At 43.0% G+C, this 16,715-nt stretch carries 13 protein-coding genes; 11 read left to right on the forward strand and 2 right to left on the reverse strand.

The genetic code is table 11. From position 1 onward, the window contains the following. The 5 genes from rplM to Q0986_RS13755 all read left to right on the forward strand — a co-directional run. Positions 1-406: 50S ribosomal protein L13 (gene rplM, locus Q0986_RS13735; protein ID WP_299411213.1), on the forward strand; the 406-nt coding region annotated here is incomplete at its 5' end. Next, positions 406-816 carry a 30S ribosomal protein S9 gene (gene rpsI, locus Q0986_RS13740; RefSeq protein ID WP_299411215.1) on the forward strand — a complete coding sequence of 137 codons (411 nt, stop codon included), beginning with the start codon at positions 406-408 and terminating at the stop codon, positions 814-816. The genes rplM and rpsI, both read left to right, overlap by 1 nt. Positions 817-856: 40 nt before the next feature. Further along, positions 857-1,114: a 50S ribosomal protein L31 gene (gene rpmE, locus Q0986_RS13745; protein ID WP_010480591.1), complete on the forward strand. Its 258-nt coding sequence runs from the start codon at positions 857-859 to the stop codon at positions 1,112-1,114. 50 nt (positions 1,115-1,164) lie between these two features. Further along, positions 1,165-2,256: a peptide chain release factor 1 gene (prfA, locus tag Q0986_RS13750; RefSeq protein WP_299411221.1), complete on the forward strand. Its 1,092-nt coding sequence runs from the start codon at positions 1,165-1,167 to the stop codon at positions 2,254-2,256. Positions 2,257-2,376: 120 nt separating this feature from the next. After that, complete coding sequence (locus Q0986_RS13755) at positions 2,377-2,919, forward strand: L,D-transpeptidase (RefSeq protein ID WP_299411224.1); 543 nt, start codon at positions 2,377-2,379, stop codon at positions 2,917-2,919. Positions 2,920-2,972: 53 nt separating this feature from the next. Here Q0986_RS13755 and thrC read toward each other — a convergent pair whose 3' ends face one another. Both thrC and Q0986_RS13765 read right to left on the reverse strand, forming a co-directional pair. Beyond that, the gene (thrC, locus tag Q0986_RS13760) at positions 2,973-4,331 is read right to left on the reverse strand and encodes a threonine synthase (RefSeq protein ID WP_299411225.1); all 1,359 of its coding nucleotides are present in this window, start codon (positions 4,329-4,331) and stop codon (positions 2,973-2,975) included. Between the two features lie 204 nt (positions 4,332-4,535). Next, positions 4,536-5,423, reverse strand: coding sequence for an SH3 domain-containing protein (locus Q0986_RS13765; RefSeq protein WP_299411226.1), 888 nt, complete (start codon positions 5,421-5,423; stop codon positions 4,536-4,538). A gap of 804 nt (positions 5,424-6,227) precedes the next feature. Between Q0986_RS13765 and Q0986_RS13770 the strand changes: the two genes are divergently transcribed. The 6 genes from Q0986_RS13770 (at position 6,228) to Q0986_RS13795 (ending at position 16,636) form a co-directional block, all read left to right on the forward strand. Beyond that, on the forward strand, positions 6,228-7,568 hold the full coding sequence (locus tag Q0986_RS13770; RefSeq protein ID WP_299411227.1) for a tetratricopeptide repeat protein: 1,341 nt from the start codon (positions 6,228-6,230) through the stop codon (positions 7,566-7,568). 887 nt (positions 7,569-8,455) lie between these two features. Further along, positions 8,456-8,884, forward strand: coding sequence for a hypothetical protein (locus Q0986_RS13775; protein WP_299411228.1), 429 nt, complete (start codon positions 8,456-8,458; stop codon positions 8,882-8,884). Between the two features lie 731 nt (positions 8,885-9,615). Continuing rightward, entirely contained in the window at positions 9,616-12,207 is a 2,592-nt protein-coding gene (locus tag Q0986_RS13780; protein ID WP_299411229.1) for an S-layer family protein, read from the forward strand. A gap of 462 nt (positions 12,208-12,669) precedes the next feature. Beyond that, positions 12,670-14,067, forward strand: a complete 1,398-nt coding sequence (locus tag Q0986_RS13785; RefSeq protein ID WP_299411230.1) for a leishmanolysin-related zinc metalloendopeptidase — start codon at positions 12,670-12,672, stop codon at positions 14,065-14,067. Between the two features lie 149 nt (positions 14,068-14,216). Then, the gene (locus tag Q0986_RS13790; protein WP_299411232.1) at positions 14,217-14,750 is read left to right on the forward strand and encodes a hypothetical protein; all 534 of its coding nucleotides are present in this window, start codon (positions 14,217-14,219) and stop codon (positions 14,748-14,750) included. A gap of 50 nt (positions 14,751-14,800) precedes the next feature. Further along, positions 14,801-16,636 carry a filamentous hemagglutinin N-terminal domain-containing protein gene (locus tag Q0986_RS13795; RefSeq protein WP_299411233.1) on the forward strand — a complete coding sequence of 612 codons (1,836 nt, stop codon included), beginning with the start codon at positions 14,801-14,803 and terminating at the stop codon, positions 16,634-16,636. The last annotated feature ends 79 nt before the right edge of the window (positions 16,637-16,715 follow it).

Here is a 16,715-nt window from a genome sequence, read left to right on the forward strand (position 1 = left end):
CGTCGTTGATGCTGAAAATCAACGGCTAGGGCGTCTGGCCACCCAGATTGCAATGATTCTGCGGGGCAAAAATAAGCCCACCTACACCCCCTTTATGAACACGGGGGACTTTGTAATTGTGGTCAATGCTGAGAAAGTGACGGTCACCGGCAACAAAGGTGAGCAAAAGCTCTATCGTCGTCATTCCGGTCGTCCTGGCGGCATGAAGACTGAGACCTTTAACCATTTACAGGGACGGATTCCTGAGCGCATTATCGAGAAAGCCGTGAAGGGGATGCTGCCTAAAAATGCCCTCGGTCGTCAGCTCTTCCGTAATCTCAAAGTGTATGCGGGACCGGATCATCCCCATGCAGCCCAAAAACCCGAAGTGTTATCTATTCAGACCATCCCAGGAGCTAAATCATAATGCAAGCAACCGAATCTAACCGAGTCGCCTATCGAGGCACAGGCCGACGCAAATCGTCTATCGTGCGGGTGCGCCTCGTTCCGGGAAGCGGGCAGATGACGATTAACGGCAAACCTGGAGATCTTTACCTGCAATTTAATCCCAGCTATATCAATAACGCTAAAGCACCCTTGGAATCCCTGGGATTGGAAAACGACTACGATATTTTGGCGAATGCCCGAGGTGGCGGTTTAACCGGACAAGCCGATGCCATTCGTTTAGGGGTCGCCCGCGCCCTCTGTGAACTCGACCCCGAAAACCGCAAGCCCCTGAAGTTGGAAGGGTACTTAACCCGCGACCCAAGAGCCAAGGAGCGGAAGAAGTATGGTTTACGTAAGGCCCGTAAGGCTCCGCAATACTCCAAGCGTTAATAGTCTGATTCACACGATCGACCTTTATAGAGATATACCGATGGCAAAACCTGATATACATCCCAAGTGGTACCCCGAAGCTAAAGTCTATTGCGATGGGGAAGTCGTGATGACCGTAGGATCTACTCAAGAAGAGCTGCATGTAGATGTCTGGTCTGGCAACCACCCCTTCTTTACGGGGACCCAGAAAATTATTGACACCGAAGGCCGCGTGGAACGCTTTATGCGCAAGTATGGCATGAGCGAAAGCCAAGGTGCAGGTGGCAAAGGTAATGCCAAAAAGAAAGACGAGAAGTAGGACAGCCTCAGCTATCCCCTCCTTTTTGTCCTTTCACCTAATACGGACCCATGGCTGAAGCCTATCTGCTAGAAAAACTGAAATCAGTTGAGCAAACGTTTCATGAGTTGACACGTCGCCTCGGTGACCCAGAGGTGGCGACCAATCCGACTGAGTTTCAAGAGGTGGCCAAAGCCAGAGCGTCTTTGGAAGAGACGGTTAGCACCTTTGAGGACTGGAAAGTCACGCAGCAAGAGCTGACCGATGCCCAGCAGATGGCCAAAGACAGTGATGAAGATCCAGAGCTAAAAGAGATGGCAGCTTTGGAAGCTGGCGAGCTGGGTGAAAAGCTGGAAGGTCTGGAAACGAAGCTGAAAGTGCTGCTGCTGCCTCGCGATCCCAATGATGAGAAAAACATTATGTTGGAGATCCGAGCTGGGGCGGGCGGTGATGAGGCCAGTATTTGGGCGGGGGATTTAGTCCGCATTTACTCGAAATATGCCGAAAGCCAAAAGTGGCGGGTAAAGCTGCTGAGTGAATCTGGTGGAGAGATGGGCGGTTTCAAAGAAGCCATTCTTGAAATCCAGGGCGAGCGTGTCTATAGCAAGCTTAAATATGAAGCAGGCGTGCATCGAGTGCAGCGGGTCCCGGCAACGGAAGCCTCGGGACGGGTCCATACTTCTACAGCAACCGTGGCGGTGATGCCGGAAGTGGATGATGTTGAGATTGAGATTGACCCCAAAGATATTGAAATGTCCACGGCCCGGTCTGGTGGTGCGGGTGGACAAAATGTGAACAAGGTGGAGACGGCGGTCGATTTGGTCCACAAACCAACAGGGATTCGGATCTTCTGTACGGAAGAGCGATCGCAACTGCAAAACAAAGAGCGGGCTATGCAAATTTTGCGCGCCAAGCTCTACGAAATAAAGCTCCAAGAGCAGCAAGCCTCCGTCACCTCCATGCGGAGATCCCAAGTGGGCACCGGGGCTCGTTCGGAAAAAATTCGCACCTATAATTACAAAGATAATCGCGCTACCGATCATCGCCTCAACCAAAACTTTCCCCTCGAAAAGGTGCTGGTAGGCGATATTGAGCTGATTCTAGAGACCTGTATTGCTCAAGACCAGCAGGCTCAGTTAGCCGAACTGGCTGCAGCCGTTTGATCGGCGTGAATGCGCCAAGGAAAATCTAAAGATTAACCGATCCGAGACTCGGATTGTTTCTATTCGCTAGAATAGAAACGCCATCTTCAAATCTGGCTTGCTGAACAGAACGAGTCCGAAATGCGTCATCTATCGATTCAACTGATTGCCCTGAGCTTAGCTGCAGGTGCGTTAACCCTCGGTCAATCGGTCCGAGCAGCAGAAGACATTGCGATCGCCCCCCCGCTACCGGGTTTAGAAAATGCGACGGATCATTTGCCGCCAGCCATTGACCCCATGCGGTTAGAACTGAATTTATCTAAGCGGCGGGTCACCGTTTTTCAGCATGATCAAGCGATTAAGTCCTATCCTGTGGCCATTGGACGGGCCGGATGGGCTACCCCTGCGGGTGAATTTGAAGTCAAAACAAAATACCGAAATCCACCGTGGCTGCATCCCTTTAAGGGATATGTGATTCCAGGTGGAGATCCTGAAAATCCTCTGGGTCGTCGGTGGATGGGATTCTGGACGGACGGCAACAACTGGATTGGTTTTCACGGCACACCCAATCGTGATTCGGTCGGTAGAGCAGCCTCGCACGGCTGTGTGCGAATGTATGACGAAGATATTGAAGAGATGTTCGAACTGGTCGCCTTAGGGACACCCGTAAAGGTCATTCGCTAAATAGCGTAGGATGTCTGAACATTTGGCCCACAGCGAGCAGGGTTGGTGCGGCTCTAACCCAGCCGTTTTTCAATCTCAGCTTTGACTGCATCGGCATTGGCAGGTACGTGAACCGCAGGGTTGGCATACTGGCTATTGACATCCTTGAGGGTTGATTCGTGGTATCCGACTTTAAAGTCCGTGAACTTTAAGCCGTGGGCCGTACTAATCACCACGGTTTTGTCGCTCGGCTTGATCTCGCCCCGTTCGACCAGCTTGCTGAGTACAGCGAGGGCAACGCCGGTGTGGGGGCAGGTAAACATGCCTGTTAAATCCGCTCGGGCCGATGCCGCCGCCAATTCGTCCTCTGTAGCTTGCTCGACAATGCCGTTTGTTTCTGCGATCGCAGTCACGGCTTTCTCGTAACTGACCGGATCACCAATCCGAATGGCGTTGGCTAAGGTGTCTTGAGCCGTGACACTGATTTTTTCCTTAAATCCATTTTTAAAGGATTCATAAAACGGATTCGCTCGCTTTGTCTGAGCCGCGACCAGTCGAGGCATGCGGGTGATCAACCCCAGGTCCATCATCAACTTAAAGCCTTTATAGAGGGCGCTAATATTGCCCAGGTTGCCCACCGGGATAATAATCCAATCGGGGACATGCCACTCAAACTGGCGAATAATTTCAATGCCAACGGTTTTTTGACCTTCGATGCGCAAACTATTCATCGAATTAGCCAGGTAAATGGAGTTATCTTTCGTCACCTCTTTGACGATTCTCATGCAGCCATCGAAGTCCGTATCGAGAGCCAAGACATGGGCACCGTTACAGACGGGCTGGATCAATTGGGCCGTACTAACTTTACCCGCAGGTAAGAAAATAACCGCAGGAATGCCAGCATAGGCAGCATAGGCGGCTAGGGCAGCACTGGTGTCCCCTGTACTTGCACAGGCAACGGCTTTAACAGGACTACCTTGGGCCATCATTTGTTTGACCACGCTGACCAAGACAGTCATTCCTAAATCTTTGAAGCTGCCCGTATGGCTATTGCCACAGAGCTTAATCCATAAGTCGGGAACGCCCAGCTGTTTCCCTAAACGCTCGGCCCAAAACAAGTTGGTGTTGCCCTCAAACATACTGACGACGTTTTCGTCCGCCAAGGAAGGAATCACCCATTCCCGCATCCCCCAAACCCCACTTCCATAGGGCCAGATGGAGGTACTAGCTCGGGAGCTGAGCAGTTGCTGCCATTGAAGGGGAGTGCGCTTTTGCAGAGGTTCCCGTTCATGATGTACCTCTAGCAAGCTGCCACAGATGGGACAGGTGTAGATAACGTCATAGATGGAGTGCTTGCCAGGGCAACCGGCAATACAGCGAAAATAAGTCGTCAGTTGATCGGTATCAGGTTTGGAGTCAAGAGCTAGCGACATGGGTGTTCCTGGAAGTGGGGCATTACTTGAGATTATTTTATAGCTGTATTGGCAGGCTAAGGACGACCGTGGTCTTGCACCATAGCTTTAACTGCACATGCATGGAAGTTAAATATAACAAGGAACAAGGATTACAATCTGCCGTTCGAGTCGGATCCACTCACTGAGAAGTTTGCATGAAGCGATCAAGAATAATCAGAGCCCTCAACGGCATAAAGTTGGCGCAAAGTCTTGTTGACCTCTGCCACGCTGGCATCGGTAGCGACCCCCTGCCCATTCAATGACCCAAATTTGGTTCTCTTTCACCAAATCAACTCGGATCTGAGAGGCCAAAACTGAATCATCCATACAAAACTCTTTTTGGGCAGGCCCGTTACGAATCACAACTGTCACTTTGTTGGCGTTATGGGCCGTTGTGGTGACTTCAGCGGGTTTACATCCATCTGAGTTAGGATATCCAGCCAACTTCAATGCAACGGCAGGAGCCTTATAGAGCCAAGGTGCTCGTCGCTGTTTGGCGGCTGCATAGGTTGTGTTAAAGGAAGATAACCAAGGGTCGGCGTCAAAGTTGTAAGGGCGATAGTCCTGTCTTGGTAATACGGATGCCGAAGACTGAGCAATAAAGTCTGCGCGAATCCATCCTTTGGCTTGGGATTGGTCAAACCGGAGGTAGTACCAACGCACATCGCCTTCTCCTTGGGCTTGTTGGAGCAGCGTCACGGCATCGCCTGGGTAACCAAAGTGATGGGTCTTAGACCGGGTTGAGGGGTGCGATCGCACATTAATCCGAGACTTCGAATCCTGACTCACCAGTTGAGCGGGGGTCGGCTTGATGGTTTCAGCCACATAAACCACTTCGCGAGGTTGCTTCTCCTCAGTGGCATCAGCGGCAGGCTTAGGCTTGCCGGATGAATCCAGTTCTTGACTGAGAGGCCCCGACCGACCTGCACCCGATTGTTGAAGTTCAGTGGGATTCTCAGAACGACTCACAGAACTGGTATCAGCTGAGGTCTGTTGGCAAGCTTGAAACAAAAGACCCAGGCTAAAAAGGCCGAGAATCCATAGGGTATATCCCCCTTGATTCCGTCTCATATAGACCCTTCCTAGAAAGAATATTACACTCGCAGCTTAAATTTGATTCTGCTCAGTGCCGATGACTCTGATCACTATTTAGCCGATGACTCTGATCACTATTTAGATGAAACGATCCAGCGATAATATCAATGGCAAGATCAGCCACGATCAAAGATGAGTTTTTGCTGAGGTGAGCACGTAACCCTTAGAGGTAGCAGACTCGCAACAGATTTTGGCAAAGGAAGTGACTTTGATCACCTTATTTTCTTGATAATAACGTTGCCAAATTTATTTTATTTCCTTATCTAGAGATTATTTTTATCTCTAAAAAATGACTCGTAATTGATCATCAATCATCTATGCACTGGCTATATATTAAGGAGGAGAATTAGGTAGGAATACTGCCCCCAATGATAATCATTCAAATGGTCTATAGCAATATTTATACACCATTAGATTAATCATCATTGAAAGACATATAAATTCCAATTTTAGATCGAGAATATGGGCTATATCATTGATGGCCAAAACAACTAAAAGTCTTACTAAGAATTATTTACAGACTCCAAAAAACCGCTGACTGCCACAGAAGCAACAGATGTAAGATAGCGCCAGATTTGCTCTCATAAATTAGAAATAGTGCTGACTTTAAGTCGATAAAATCTATCTCTTTATGATGGGCATCTCACTCTCTCAAATTATCTTTTCTCAAAGAGAAAAAAGACTTAAAATTATTAGAATTTTGCATAATTTCTAGTGCTTGAGCTGATAGCTATATAGTTGCTTGCCTTAGGTTATTGCTATTACGAGGGGAATTGTTAGATGTATACCGAATCTTTGCCGATTGAAGAACCTGCACAGTCACCTGCATTCAATCAATTACTCAATCAGTATCGTGCCAACTTACACCTATTTGATCGACCTCAGGCTAAGTTTAAACCTGAAGAAATCCTCAATCTTTTAACGTGTCGAGATCAAATCCAGGTTTTTATGGCAGAGCGAACGGTGCTTAGCTGTCAACAACTCTTACAGTTGGCCGATTTAGATTGCTATCTCAAGAAGTACGAGGTTTTGATTGCTACTCATCTTGACTTAGCGGCTTGGCAGCAGTTGATGAATCCACCACAAACGTCTTGGTGGTGGTTTCTCAAGGCTCCAGAACCCAGGCATTGGTGGAATGAATATGATTGGCTCTTTAATACAGGCACACTGATTGTGTTGACGATCTCGGCCAGTTTGATTACCGATACCGCGACGCGCCTGTTCTCCGGTGGCATTGATTTGGGTTCGACTTTGGTGATTTCAGGCCAAAGTTTATTGGCCTTGCTGGCGGGTGGCGGCGCGCTAACACAAGCCGGACGCAAAGCCTATGAACGTATTTTAGGCCGACTACGGATCAATAAGCGCTATTGGCAGGAGGCAAGTTTCACCTTTGCTCTGATTCTAGTCTTATGTCTATTGGGTATCCATTCAGCCTTGCCCGGATTTGCTGAGACGGCCAATGTTAATGGAGTCGTCCACTATCAGAATGGCAAATTGGACAGCGCTCGTAAAGATTTTAATCGTGCGATCGCATTAAAACCAGATTTTCCGGAAGCCCATTTTAATTTGGCACGGGTATATGAAGATTTACAGCAAATGGAAGAGGCCAAAGCGGAATATCAACTCGTGGTCACCCAGAAAGAGCTGGTCGATTGTAATGCGGCTAATGCCAAACATTGCGATGATCTGATGATCTGGCTGCAAGCCCATAACAATCTAGCTGAGTTGGATATTCTGGATGAAGAATATGGTGAGGCAGCGCCTCTTTTACAAGCAGGTTTGCGGAAGCTAGAACAACAGGAAAAGATGGAGACCCCTGAAACCAAACAGCTCCAATACAATCTCCTGAAAAATTTAGGATGGGCACGGTTAAATCAGGAGTTTTTCTCGGAGGCGGAGACATATCTCCAAAAGGCTGCCCGGATGGAACCCCAGGCACCTGATTCTTTTTGTATGTTGGCTAAATTGTCTGAAGCCAAGGGTGAGAAACAAAAAGCGCTGCCAGACTGGAAAAAGTGTCTGACGAAAGCCCAACAAAATCCGATGATGCTGGAGACACAACCTGAAGTGAATCAATGGGCTGCGCTAGCGCAAGAAAGGCTAGCAACCGTTGAACAATGAAAGGTGATATCTCCTATGGACGGAGTGTCTCTGCTGAAAGGTTTGATAGTTGACTGTCACAAGTAACTGAGATAGCTTGATGCAGTATTCCTGGTTAACTGACAAAATCAAGGAGAGCTTTTTAGGAGTGCTCCGATGCGGCGTTGATGGATGGCAGTGCAAGGTCGACTTGGGCAGCGGAAATTAATCTGACTTTTTGGAAAACGGCTCCAAGAGGTTTAATGGGAGAGTCTGGAAACAAGGAATGGAGCAGCGTAGGGTCTGTAATCCAAAAATTAGATTCTATAACGCTAATCTATAGAATAAGCCCTAGTCATAACTGTATGATTGATGTCTGAGCACGACATCATCGTTTTCGACCTATACTCCATCAAACATAAGGAGGTTTGATCGCTGTTGAAAGTCAATTACGATATCGCTGCAAGACAGTTGGCAGTCTCTGTCTTATTCATCCATAAAAACAACCGCTAGATCAAAATTATGGATGTGTTATTTGCTGAAATCTCCATTGTTAAAGCAGACTTGAACGTTAGCTCTGATCTCCCTCTAGCATCCCCATCACTATCAACAGCAACAGAATCCACAATAGGATGAGAAAGACTGTGGGCCATGAGATTGACGGCAGTCGACGACTTGCTTGAGAGCATCAAAGACTGATCACTGATTGCTCTGTTATTCACTATTACCAATGCGCCCTAGTTTTTCTATATGCAATGTAAAACAACCTTGTCCCTGCAATAAAGATTGAGCCTAAATTTTTTTAAATGTCTGCATAATTACTTGGGCCTTATTAGATAGGTGATTAGTAGTAAATTTTTCTCAAAGTAATTTAGAACATTATGACTAACAATCAAGCCGAACTGAATAAGTGTCTCTTTCAGTGCTGTGTGTCTTTTGATTTTAGAGATCTTTGTACTAAGAGAGGAATCAATCATAATGACTCTTTAACGATCAAAGTTGAAAATCAAGAGGGAATTGTCTTAGCATCAACACATCTTCAACCGGGATCACCTGCATCGGCTATATCTGAAACTCAAAAAGATTTCAGAACAGAAATCATTGATTTCCTCAATAAATCAGATGTGCAATACAACTTTTTAGAAATGCTGTTGAAGTATGATAGTGAAAAGCCACAAAACACCTCAAATGTGGATCAAGATGGAGGAAAACTTTACACTTTTGTTATTGAATCTGGAGACTTAAAGGCTATAACTAAGAGTAAAACTGACTCTCCTCTAATCACGATTCGAACTTTCGCAAGAGTCTATTCTCCTTGCCCCATACAAGGTTATCCATTCCCATGCTGTTCTCTTTAAGTAAGGAGTATAATTGCATAGCTTTGTTGAGCTAAGCAGTAAAGTATTTTTCCCAGATAAAGATTATTTGTGGATCGAAAATAACCAATATCCAAATAGGTCTATTGCATATTTCAAGCAAGAGAGTTCAATCACTTGCATTATGAAATGGACCTATTTTTCATAGAGATAAGGAGCATACTGGCAGGAATTAATATTTCTTCGTGATTGCAATATTAAGGCTAAGGATCTATGTTTTGCATTAATTAAATATATTATATCTTAAGAGTATAAAATCTTTACATCTAATTCTAGCTTCTGTATTGATAAGTAGTAAAATATATAAAGATTTTTTGTATATTAGTTTGGGTTTCAAATATTTTGACGAATATCCATGTCAGATAAGGCTTCTAGAGAGCTTTTGAAACGGGTTGTCATTTTTTATGATCTAATTATTTGGTATATCTTTTACCTTTTTGATAGTAATAAGATGCTCAGTAGTGATAATGGATTAACTTTCCTTTTATAATTCTTTATGCAAAATATATTTATTTCGAAAAGCTGAGAGCCAATTGTCTTTTTAATAATCGACCGATCAAGCGCTTTCATTCATAAAACTCATCGCATATTATCTTATTCTGTTAGATACACTTTATATTTGAATATGTCTTAATAAAAACATCTCAAAAAATAAAATGTTTTTCTCTCATCGATACTCATGCAACTCGCAATCCTACTTAAAACTAATACTATTGACTTTTTATGCCTTAATTTTTAATTGTATTATTCTTCATCAGGCTGATGCCCAGATTGTCCCTGATGCAACTCTTGAATCAGAAGAATCAACTGTTCAGTCTAATGTTAATATTAATGGCACCTTAAGTACCTTGATTCAAGGTGGAGCTCTTCGTGAATCATCACTTTTTCATAGCTTTAGAGAGTTTAATACAGCATCTGGTGAAGCAGCATATTTCCAATCTTCACCTGGTATTAGCCTTATTCTGAGCCGAGTTACTGGAGGAGTTAAGTCTCATTTGTTTGGGAAAATAGGTGTTTTGGGTGATGCTGATCTAATCTTTTTAAATCCTTCTGGGATTCTATTTGGGCCGACTTCTTCTCTAGACTTAAAAGGGTCTTTCCTAGCCACTACAGCTGAAGCAGTACTGTTTAACGAGGGCTATCATTTCAATGCCAGTAATCCTAAACCTGTTCCGCTCTTGAAAATTTCGATTCCATCTGGAATCCAATTTGGCTCTCAAGCTAAGCCTATAGTTAATCAGTCTACAGCTCTTGATTTAGCTGGGTTCCTAACTGGATTACAAGTAGATCCAGGAAAAAGCTTTGTTGCAATTGGTGGTGATATCAATATTCAAGGAGGAATAATTAGTGCACCTGGTGGCAATATTGTTCTTGGAAGTGTAGGTCCGAGCAGCACTGTTGATATTAAGTCAACTTCTCAACCTTGGAAATTTAGCTTTCAAGCTGTAAAAGTATTTCAAGATATCAACATTAATCAAATTTCTCAAGTTGGAACTCGTCCCCAATCGGGTGGAAGCATTCGTTTCCATGGAAAGAATTTAGCAGTATCCGATGGTTCCCAAGTGTTGGCAAGTGATGCAAGTCTGGATTTAAACTTTACAGAGGACCTAGTGGTTCAAGGCTTCACAGAATTTCCCAATCCCTTGGGAGGTGTTTTTAGGTTGCGAAGTACGATTGGTAACTTTACGCTTGGACAAGAAAAAGGTGGAACTACTACTATTTCTGCCAAGAATTTATTGCTTCAAAATACTGGAAGAATTATTACGTCCAGTACTAATCTGATTAATCCTGTGACTGGCCAAACTCTCTTGAGCGAAGGAGTTGGAGGAGATCTAATTGTTAATGCTGGAGAACGAGTAGAAATTTGGAATACTGAATCGGGCCTGTTCTCAAATACAGTGTCTTTGGGTGGTGCTGGAAGTATACAAGTCTATACACCAGAGCTACGGATTTATGATGGCGGATCCATCTCTGTTAGTTCTGATGGGCAGGGGGTTTCTACTGGTCCTGGTGGCATCATCCAGGCCCGCGTACCTAAATCAATTGTGATTACTGGTGTTTCAGATGAAACTGGAAAGTCGAGTGGATTATTTTCCACTTCTGGTGTAGGTGCAAGGGGGGTTGGAGGAAGAATCGAAGTTACTACTGAGTCTTTGACTCTATCACAGGGGGCAGTGATTAGTGCAAGCACCCAGAGTAATGTTAGAGGTGGAGATATTTCCGTAAATGGTCAATCCTTAGCTCTCAAGAGTGGGGGACAAATATTGACCTCTACGTCTGGAGCAGGTGATGCAGGAAATATCAAATTGAGTGTTGGGAACCGAATAGAGCTGAGTGGCAGCGATCCAACATACATTACACGTTTCAACCAGTTTGATGATTCACAAATTGCACGGCTTGAGCTTGATTCAATCAGCCCATTGAGTGGCATCTTTGCAAGTGCTGAAGCAGGTTCTACTGGCAATGGTGGTAGTATCAATATTGATCCTAGAACTGTGATTATACGGGATGGAGCGGGCATCTTTGTCGATAGTAATGGCTCTGGTGTTGGCGGCAATATTTTTCTGCAGTCTGGAAATCTGATTCTAAATAACGGTGCTATTTCAGCAACGTCAACCACTGCTCAAGGCGGCAATATTGAACTTGATATCAACAATCTGCTGCTGTTGCGCAATAACAGTCTGATTTCGACGACGGCGGGGGGCGATGCCACGGGGGGCAATATTGATATTGACACCAGTCTGCTAGTGGCTTTACCACAGGATAATAGTGATATTACGGCAAATGCGCTGAATGGCTCTGGCGGCAAAATCACAATTACAACGAAGGGGATTTTTGGCCTGGCGGTTCGAGATAGGCTGACGAATTTCAGTGATATTACGGCGTTTTCCCAAAATAATCCGCAACTGAATGGTGTGGTGGAAATCAATACGCCGGAGGTCGACCCGAGCGATAATCTCTCGGAGCAGCCTGGGGTGGTGGAACCCCCGTCGGAGATTGCCCAAGGTTGTAAGGCTGAGGTGGCGAGCAGTAGTTTTGTGTATCAGGGCCGAGGAGGCCTGCCGCAAAATCCGGCGGCTTCGATAGCGGGGGATGCGATATGGCAAGATCTGCGTCCGTTGCAAGCACGGCTTTCGGATCGACGGTTGGGTCAAGCTTCTTCTCAATCGACGGCTGGGGTTGCTTTGGCTTCTACGGTGGAGAGGGTGGAAGCGAAGGGTTGGCAGCGGTTGCCTAATGGGAAGGTAAGGTTGGTGGCTCAGGCGGTTAACCATAGCGGCCAGTCGCCAGTTGCTTCCTGCTAGGCTCTACTTCCGACAAGTGTTGCAGCGTCTTAAGCGACGAAATCGAGAAGCGCTGTGATCTGAATTACAAACTTATGTGAACCTCTGCATAATTACTCGTTATTTTTCTGATGAGTAAATAATTCGGTAATAGAGTTGCAGGGAGGTTCCGTTACTTTTTTATCTTATTGATTTTAATTTATTTACCTTTCAGAACTCTACTGAACTCTAAGTAAGATAAACAATCAGCTTAAATGGCTGATATTTATCTTGTTTAAATTAGCTCTGTCTTGAAAATCATGTTTTTAAGAACTCTATTTATCTAGCCGTTTTCTTTTAAGTGAGTAAATATTGTTTTTTGATAACTACACGGTTGTTTATCCTCAATTCAGTAGCTTTAGGACTCTCTGAAATCGCTATAAGCGAAGCATTTTTACCAATAAAAGTGTAGTAAGTAATATTCTTAGCTACACTCGTAATATCTTGAAAAATTGTGAACCAAAAATTTTGGTAATGGCGCTTCAAAATATAACTAAGACTAAAGATGTTCTTGTTACTCCGAAACTGATTGAAGTAGCACGAGTACTTGTTGGGAAAAGTCTTAGTCTAAAAGAGATTAAGTACATTAATAAAGGTAGGCTTGATCTGTTGAGTGGAATCGTACTCACAATAAGTTTTAGTAAGGATATAGATGGTCTTATAAAGTTTGAGATTCAAACACAGTCAGGAGATATTTTTACCTTTGTAGACAATAAAAAACCACTTAAAAAAGGCAAGAAAAACGAAGGCTGGAATATGTTTGTTGCTGACTTTAATGCAGTACGACTTTATATTCAAGGTTTTTGCTCTCCTGAGAAAAAAGCATTAAAACTTGTCAGGAACTTAGACTTGTTAAATCGGTTAAAAATCATTACAGTCAGAAATATTGAGATATATGAAAAAGAGATCATTGAAGCTTTTAATTTCGGTCAACTCATCAGCTGTGTATATGATCGGGTTGGAAAGTCAATTTATGCTCTACAAATTCAATCTAACGTAAAGAAAGAGCCAATCCTGGACATTAAATTGCAGACTCAACAGGTTAATCAAAGCTCTAGACCTCATATTCCTTTACCGATCGATCTAGAGTTGGAGGGGAATTTTACAGAAAATCAGATATTTGCTTTTCGTAAAGCAGCACAGCGTTGGGGAAGTATTATTCACAATAATTTAACTCCCATTACTATCAATGGTAAGCGCATTGAAGGTATCTCCATTACAGCTAGAGCCTTAGAAATTGATGGACCAAAGAAAAGACTTGCACAAGCAGGTCCCACACAGCTACGACCGGATTCTCAACTACCTGTCACAGGGGTAATGGAGTTTGACTCTGCTGATTTAAAGTTGATGGAAGAGAACGGTAGTTTGCTCAATGTCATTATTCATGAAATGGCTCATGTACTGGGTTTTGGCACACTATGGAAGCAAAAAGGCTTGTTGCAAGGTATAGGTACAAATGATCCCACTTTTATAGGTGAAAATTCAATGCGCGAATATGCCAAATTAATTACCGAAACTCAACCTATTGAAGTACCTCTTGAAAACATGGGGAGAGCAGGCACTCAGTATGACCATTGGCGAGAGGCAGTGTTTGGGAATGAACTAATGACAGGCTTTCTTGGTAATCTTCCTAATCCTCTTAGCCGAATGACCATTGCTTCACTTCAAGATATAGGGTACACATGTAATTATGATATGGCAGATATATTTCAAGTTCCAAGCAGATTTGAGCTGGAGATATCAAGAGATTTACGTAGTAAAAGAAGTTGCCAATGTTGTTCTATTTGTATCAATAAAGCACCAAGCATTTTATCAACCTATAAAGTATCCTCTAATATCTAAATATAGATAATTGCCATTTAGTACTTTAGTGCAAAAAGAAGAATTAGATTTTAGATTTTTGAAAATATTGACAAAAGAAGGATAAAGATCATAATAATCTTGTCATTCCCTTGGAACATTTTAGCTGTAAAAACTAGGAGTATAAGAATATGGCCTACCAAAATACTGGAGCTGGCAATTTAATAGATATTTCTCCAAGGTTAATAGATTTTCTTCAGATTGTTAATGGGGCATCAATTAGCCCTGTTCAGGCACAAGAAATCAATGAAGGTAAGTCAGACTTTATTTTGGGTTCAGTAGCTTTTCAAAACTATGATCCTGATCCTCAAGCTAAGCCTATAGATTATAATAACCTTTCCCAGGTTACCATTAGAACACGTGAAGAAGGAGACTTTATTCTTGCAAATAATTCAGGGTTTAAACTGAATCCTCAGATCTTTACAACTATTAATAATGCTTATTTAATAAATAGACCTAAAAATATATACATAAAAAATCTAAATAAGTTTCGAGATAAATTCCAAGATGCAGCAAGATATGGCCATATGATTGCTTGTATTTATGGTCTAATTAGCAATGAAATATATTTTTTACAAGTTATTTCTGAGGCAAGTTTTTATAGAAGAAAACGACTCCATCAGTCTTCTAATTACGATGATCCAGGACATGACTCTTCAAGGTAATAAAACCTTGGATAAACACCTGAAATAATTAATGAGAAGGCAATTGATTCATGAATTACACACCTATTTTAGGTGCTAGATTTTTTAGCATTTCCTGTCTTAAAGGTAACGTGATCAGACATTTGTTAGATCTGGTTTGTGTTTCTATCTTCTTTTCTTTTAGCTTATTTATTAAAGTTGTTTTCGCTCAGACACAATCTATTCAGGTGGATGGAACTACACCAACCACACCAGATAAATGCTTTGGTGATTGCATAATTAAAGGGGGCTTAAAGAGGGGAAATAATCTTTTTCATAGTTTTTCTGAATTCAATGTTCAGTCAGGCACAAAAGTTCTCTTTCATGATCCTGGTGTAATCAATATTCTTAGTCGAGTAACGGGAAACACACATTCTGACATCAATGGGACTATTGGTGTTACAAAGGGGAGTGCAAATCTGTTTTTTATTAATCCAAATGGAATTTTTTTTGGTCCTGATGCAATGTTATCAATTAAGGGCTCATTTGTAGCAACAACTGCTAATAGCATACACTTTGGCAATCAAGGATTATTCAGTTCAGCTAGGTCTCAGATTCCAAAATTAACTGTTGACCCTTCAGCCATGAGTTTTAATAAAGGAGCTAAGAACATTGAGGTTAATGGATCAACTTTGAAAGTCTCAAGCGGCAACAGCTTAGTTCTAACTGGTGGAAATGTAAATCTAAAAAGTTCAGTATTAGAGTCTCTAGGTGGGCGTGTGCAGATAGGAGGACTTTTAGAGTCAGGAGAAATTGGATTAGATATTGACGGCAAAAATTTTCAGTTGATTTTTCCTAAAGATTCTATTCTTTCAGATGTTTTTATAAACAACAAATCATTAGTTGATGTTACCGCATTAACATCAGCTGGTGGTGGTGATATCACGATCAATGCACGAGATGTTGGAATACTAAATAGTAAAATATTCTCAGGGGTATCAGGCTCACTTTCGCCTCAGACGAAAGCAGGTAAAATTGTAATTAATGCTTCAAGAAAAGCAACGATAGATGGTAAGAGTGTTATTGATAATAGCGTCTTAAAAAATAGTGTAGGCAATGGTGGCTTAATATCTATCAAATCGCAAGACCTTATATTAAAAGGTAATTCTGAGATATCTTCAAGCACCTCTGGCAAAGGTAATGCAGGTCGTATTGTTCTTCATACTTCAGATAGCGTCATTTTGGATTCCAATAGTTTTATTGCTACCAATGTCCAAGCTGGGGGAAAAGGCAATGGTGGCAAAGTAGAAATCCATACTCGGGAATTCTCACTTTTAGATGGTTCTCAGATAGTTGCAAAAATAGCTGCACCCCAAAAAGGTCGCCCAGGAGGAAATGGCAAGGGAGGAGAAATAGACATTGTTGCTTTAAAATCCATTGATATTACTGGAGCTAATCAGAACTCTACTTTTTCTAGCGGACTAGTAACGTCTACAGCAGAAGGAGCAATAGGCCGAGCAGGTCTTATTAATGTGAAGACTGATATCTTCCGCCTAACAGATGGAGCCATTGTTAGTGCTCAAACCTTTAATTCAAGTCTTGGTGGAAACATCACCATCAATGCAAATAAGTTTGAGGTACTAGATGGAGGCCAAGTCCTTACAACTGCTGTTAGAGATGGGAACGCAGGAATTATAACTGCCAATGTGACCGACTTTATTTTACTTTCAGGAAGTGATCCTAAATTCATACAACGTAAAGAGAAAAGTCCTTTTCGTGTTCAGAATGAAGGAGCTTCTAGTGGTATATTTGCTAGCAGCCGTCCTGGAGCTAAAGGTAAAGCTGGAAGTATTATCATTGATCCTCAAACATTTATTATTCGTGATGGAGCACAAATTTCTGTCAACAGTCTAGTGCAGCCTGGCTGAAATAACCATTCAGCAGTGGAGCGCTCTTATTCTTAGCTAGGCTGAGAATATGTCCTACGCTCAGGAGGCCGCTCCTCTA

It is taken from the genome of Acaryochloris sp. IP29b_bin.148, from assembly GCF_028285565.1.
In the GTDB taxonomy this organism is placed as follows: domain Bacteria; phylum Cyanobacteriota; class Cyanobacteriia; order Thermosynechococcales; family Thermosynechococcaceae; genus Acaryochloris.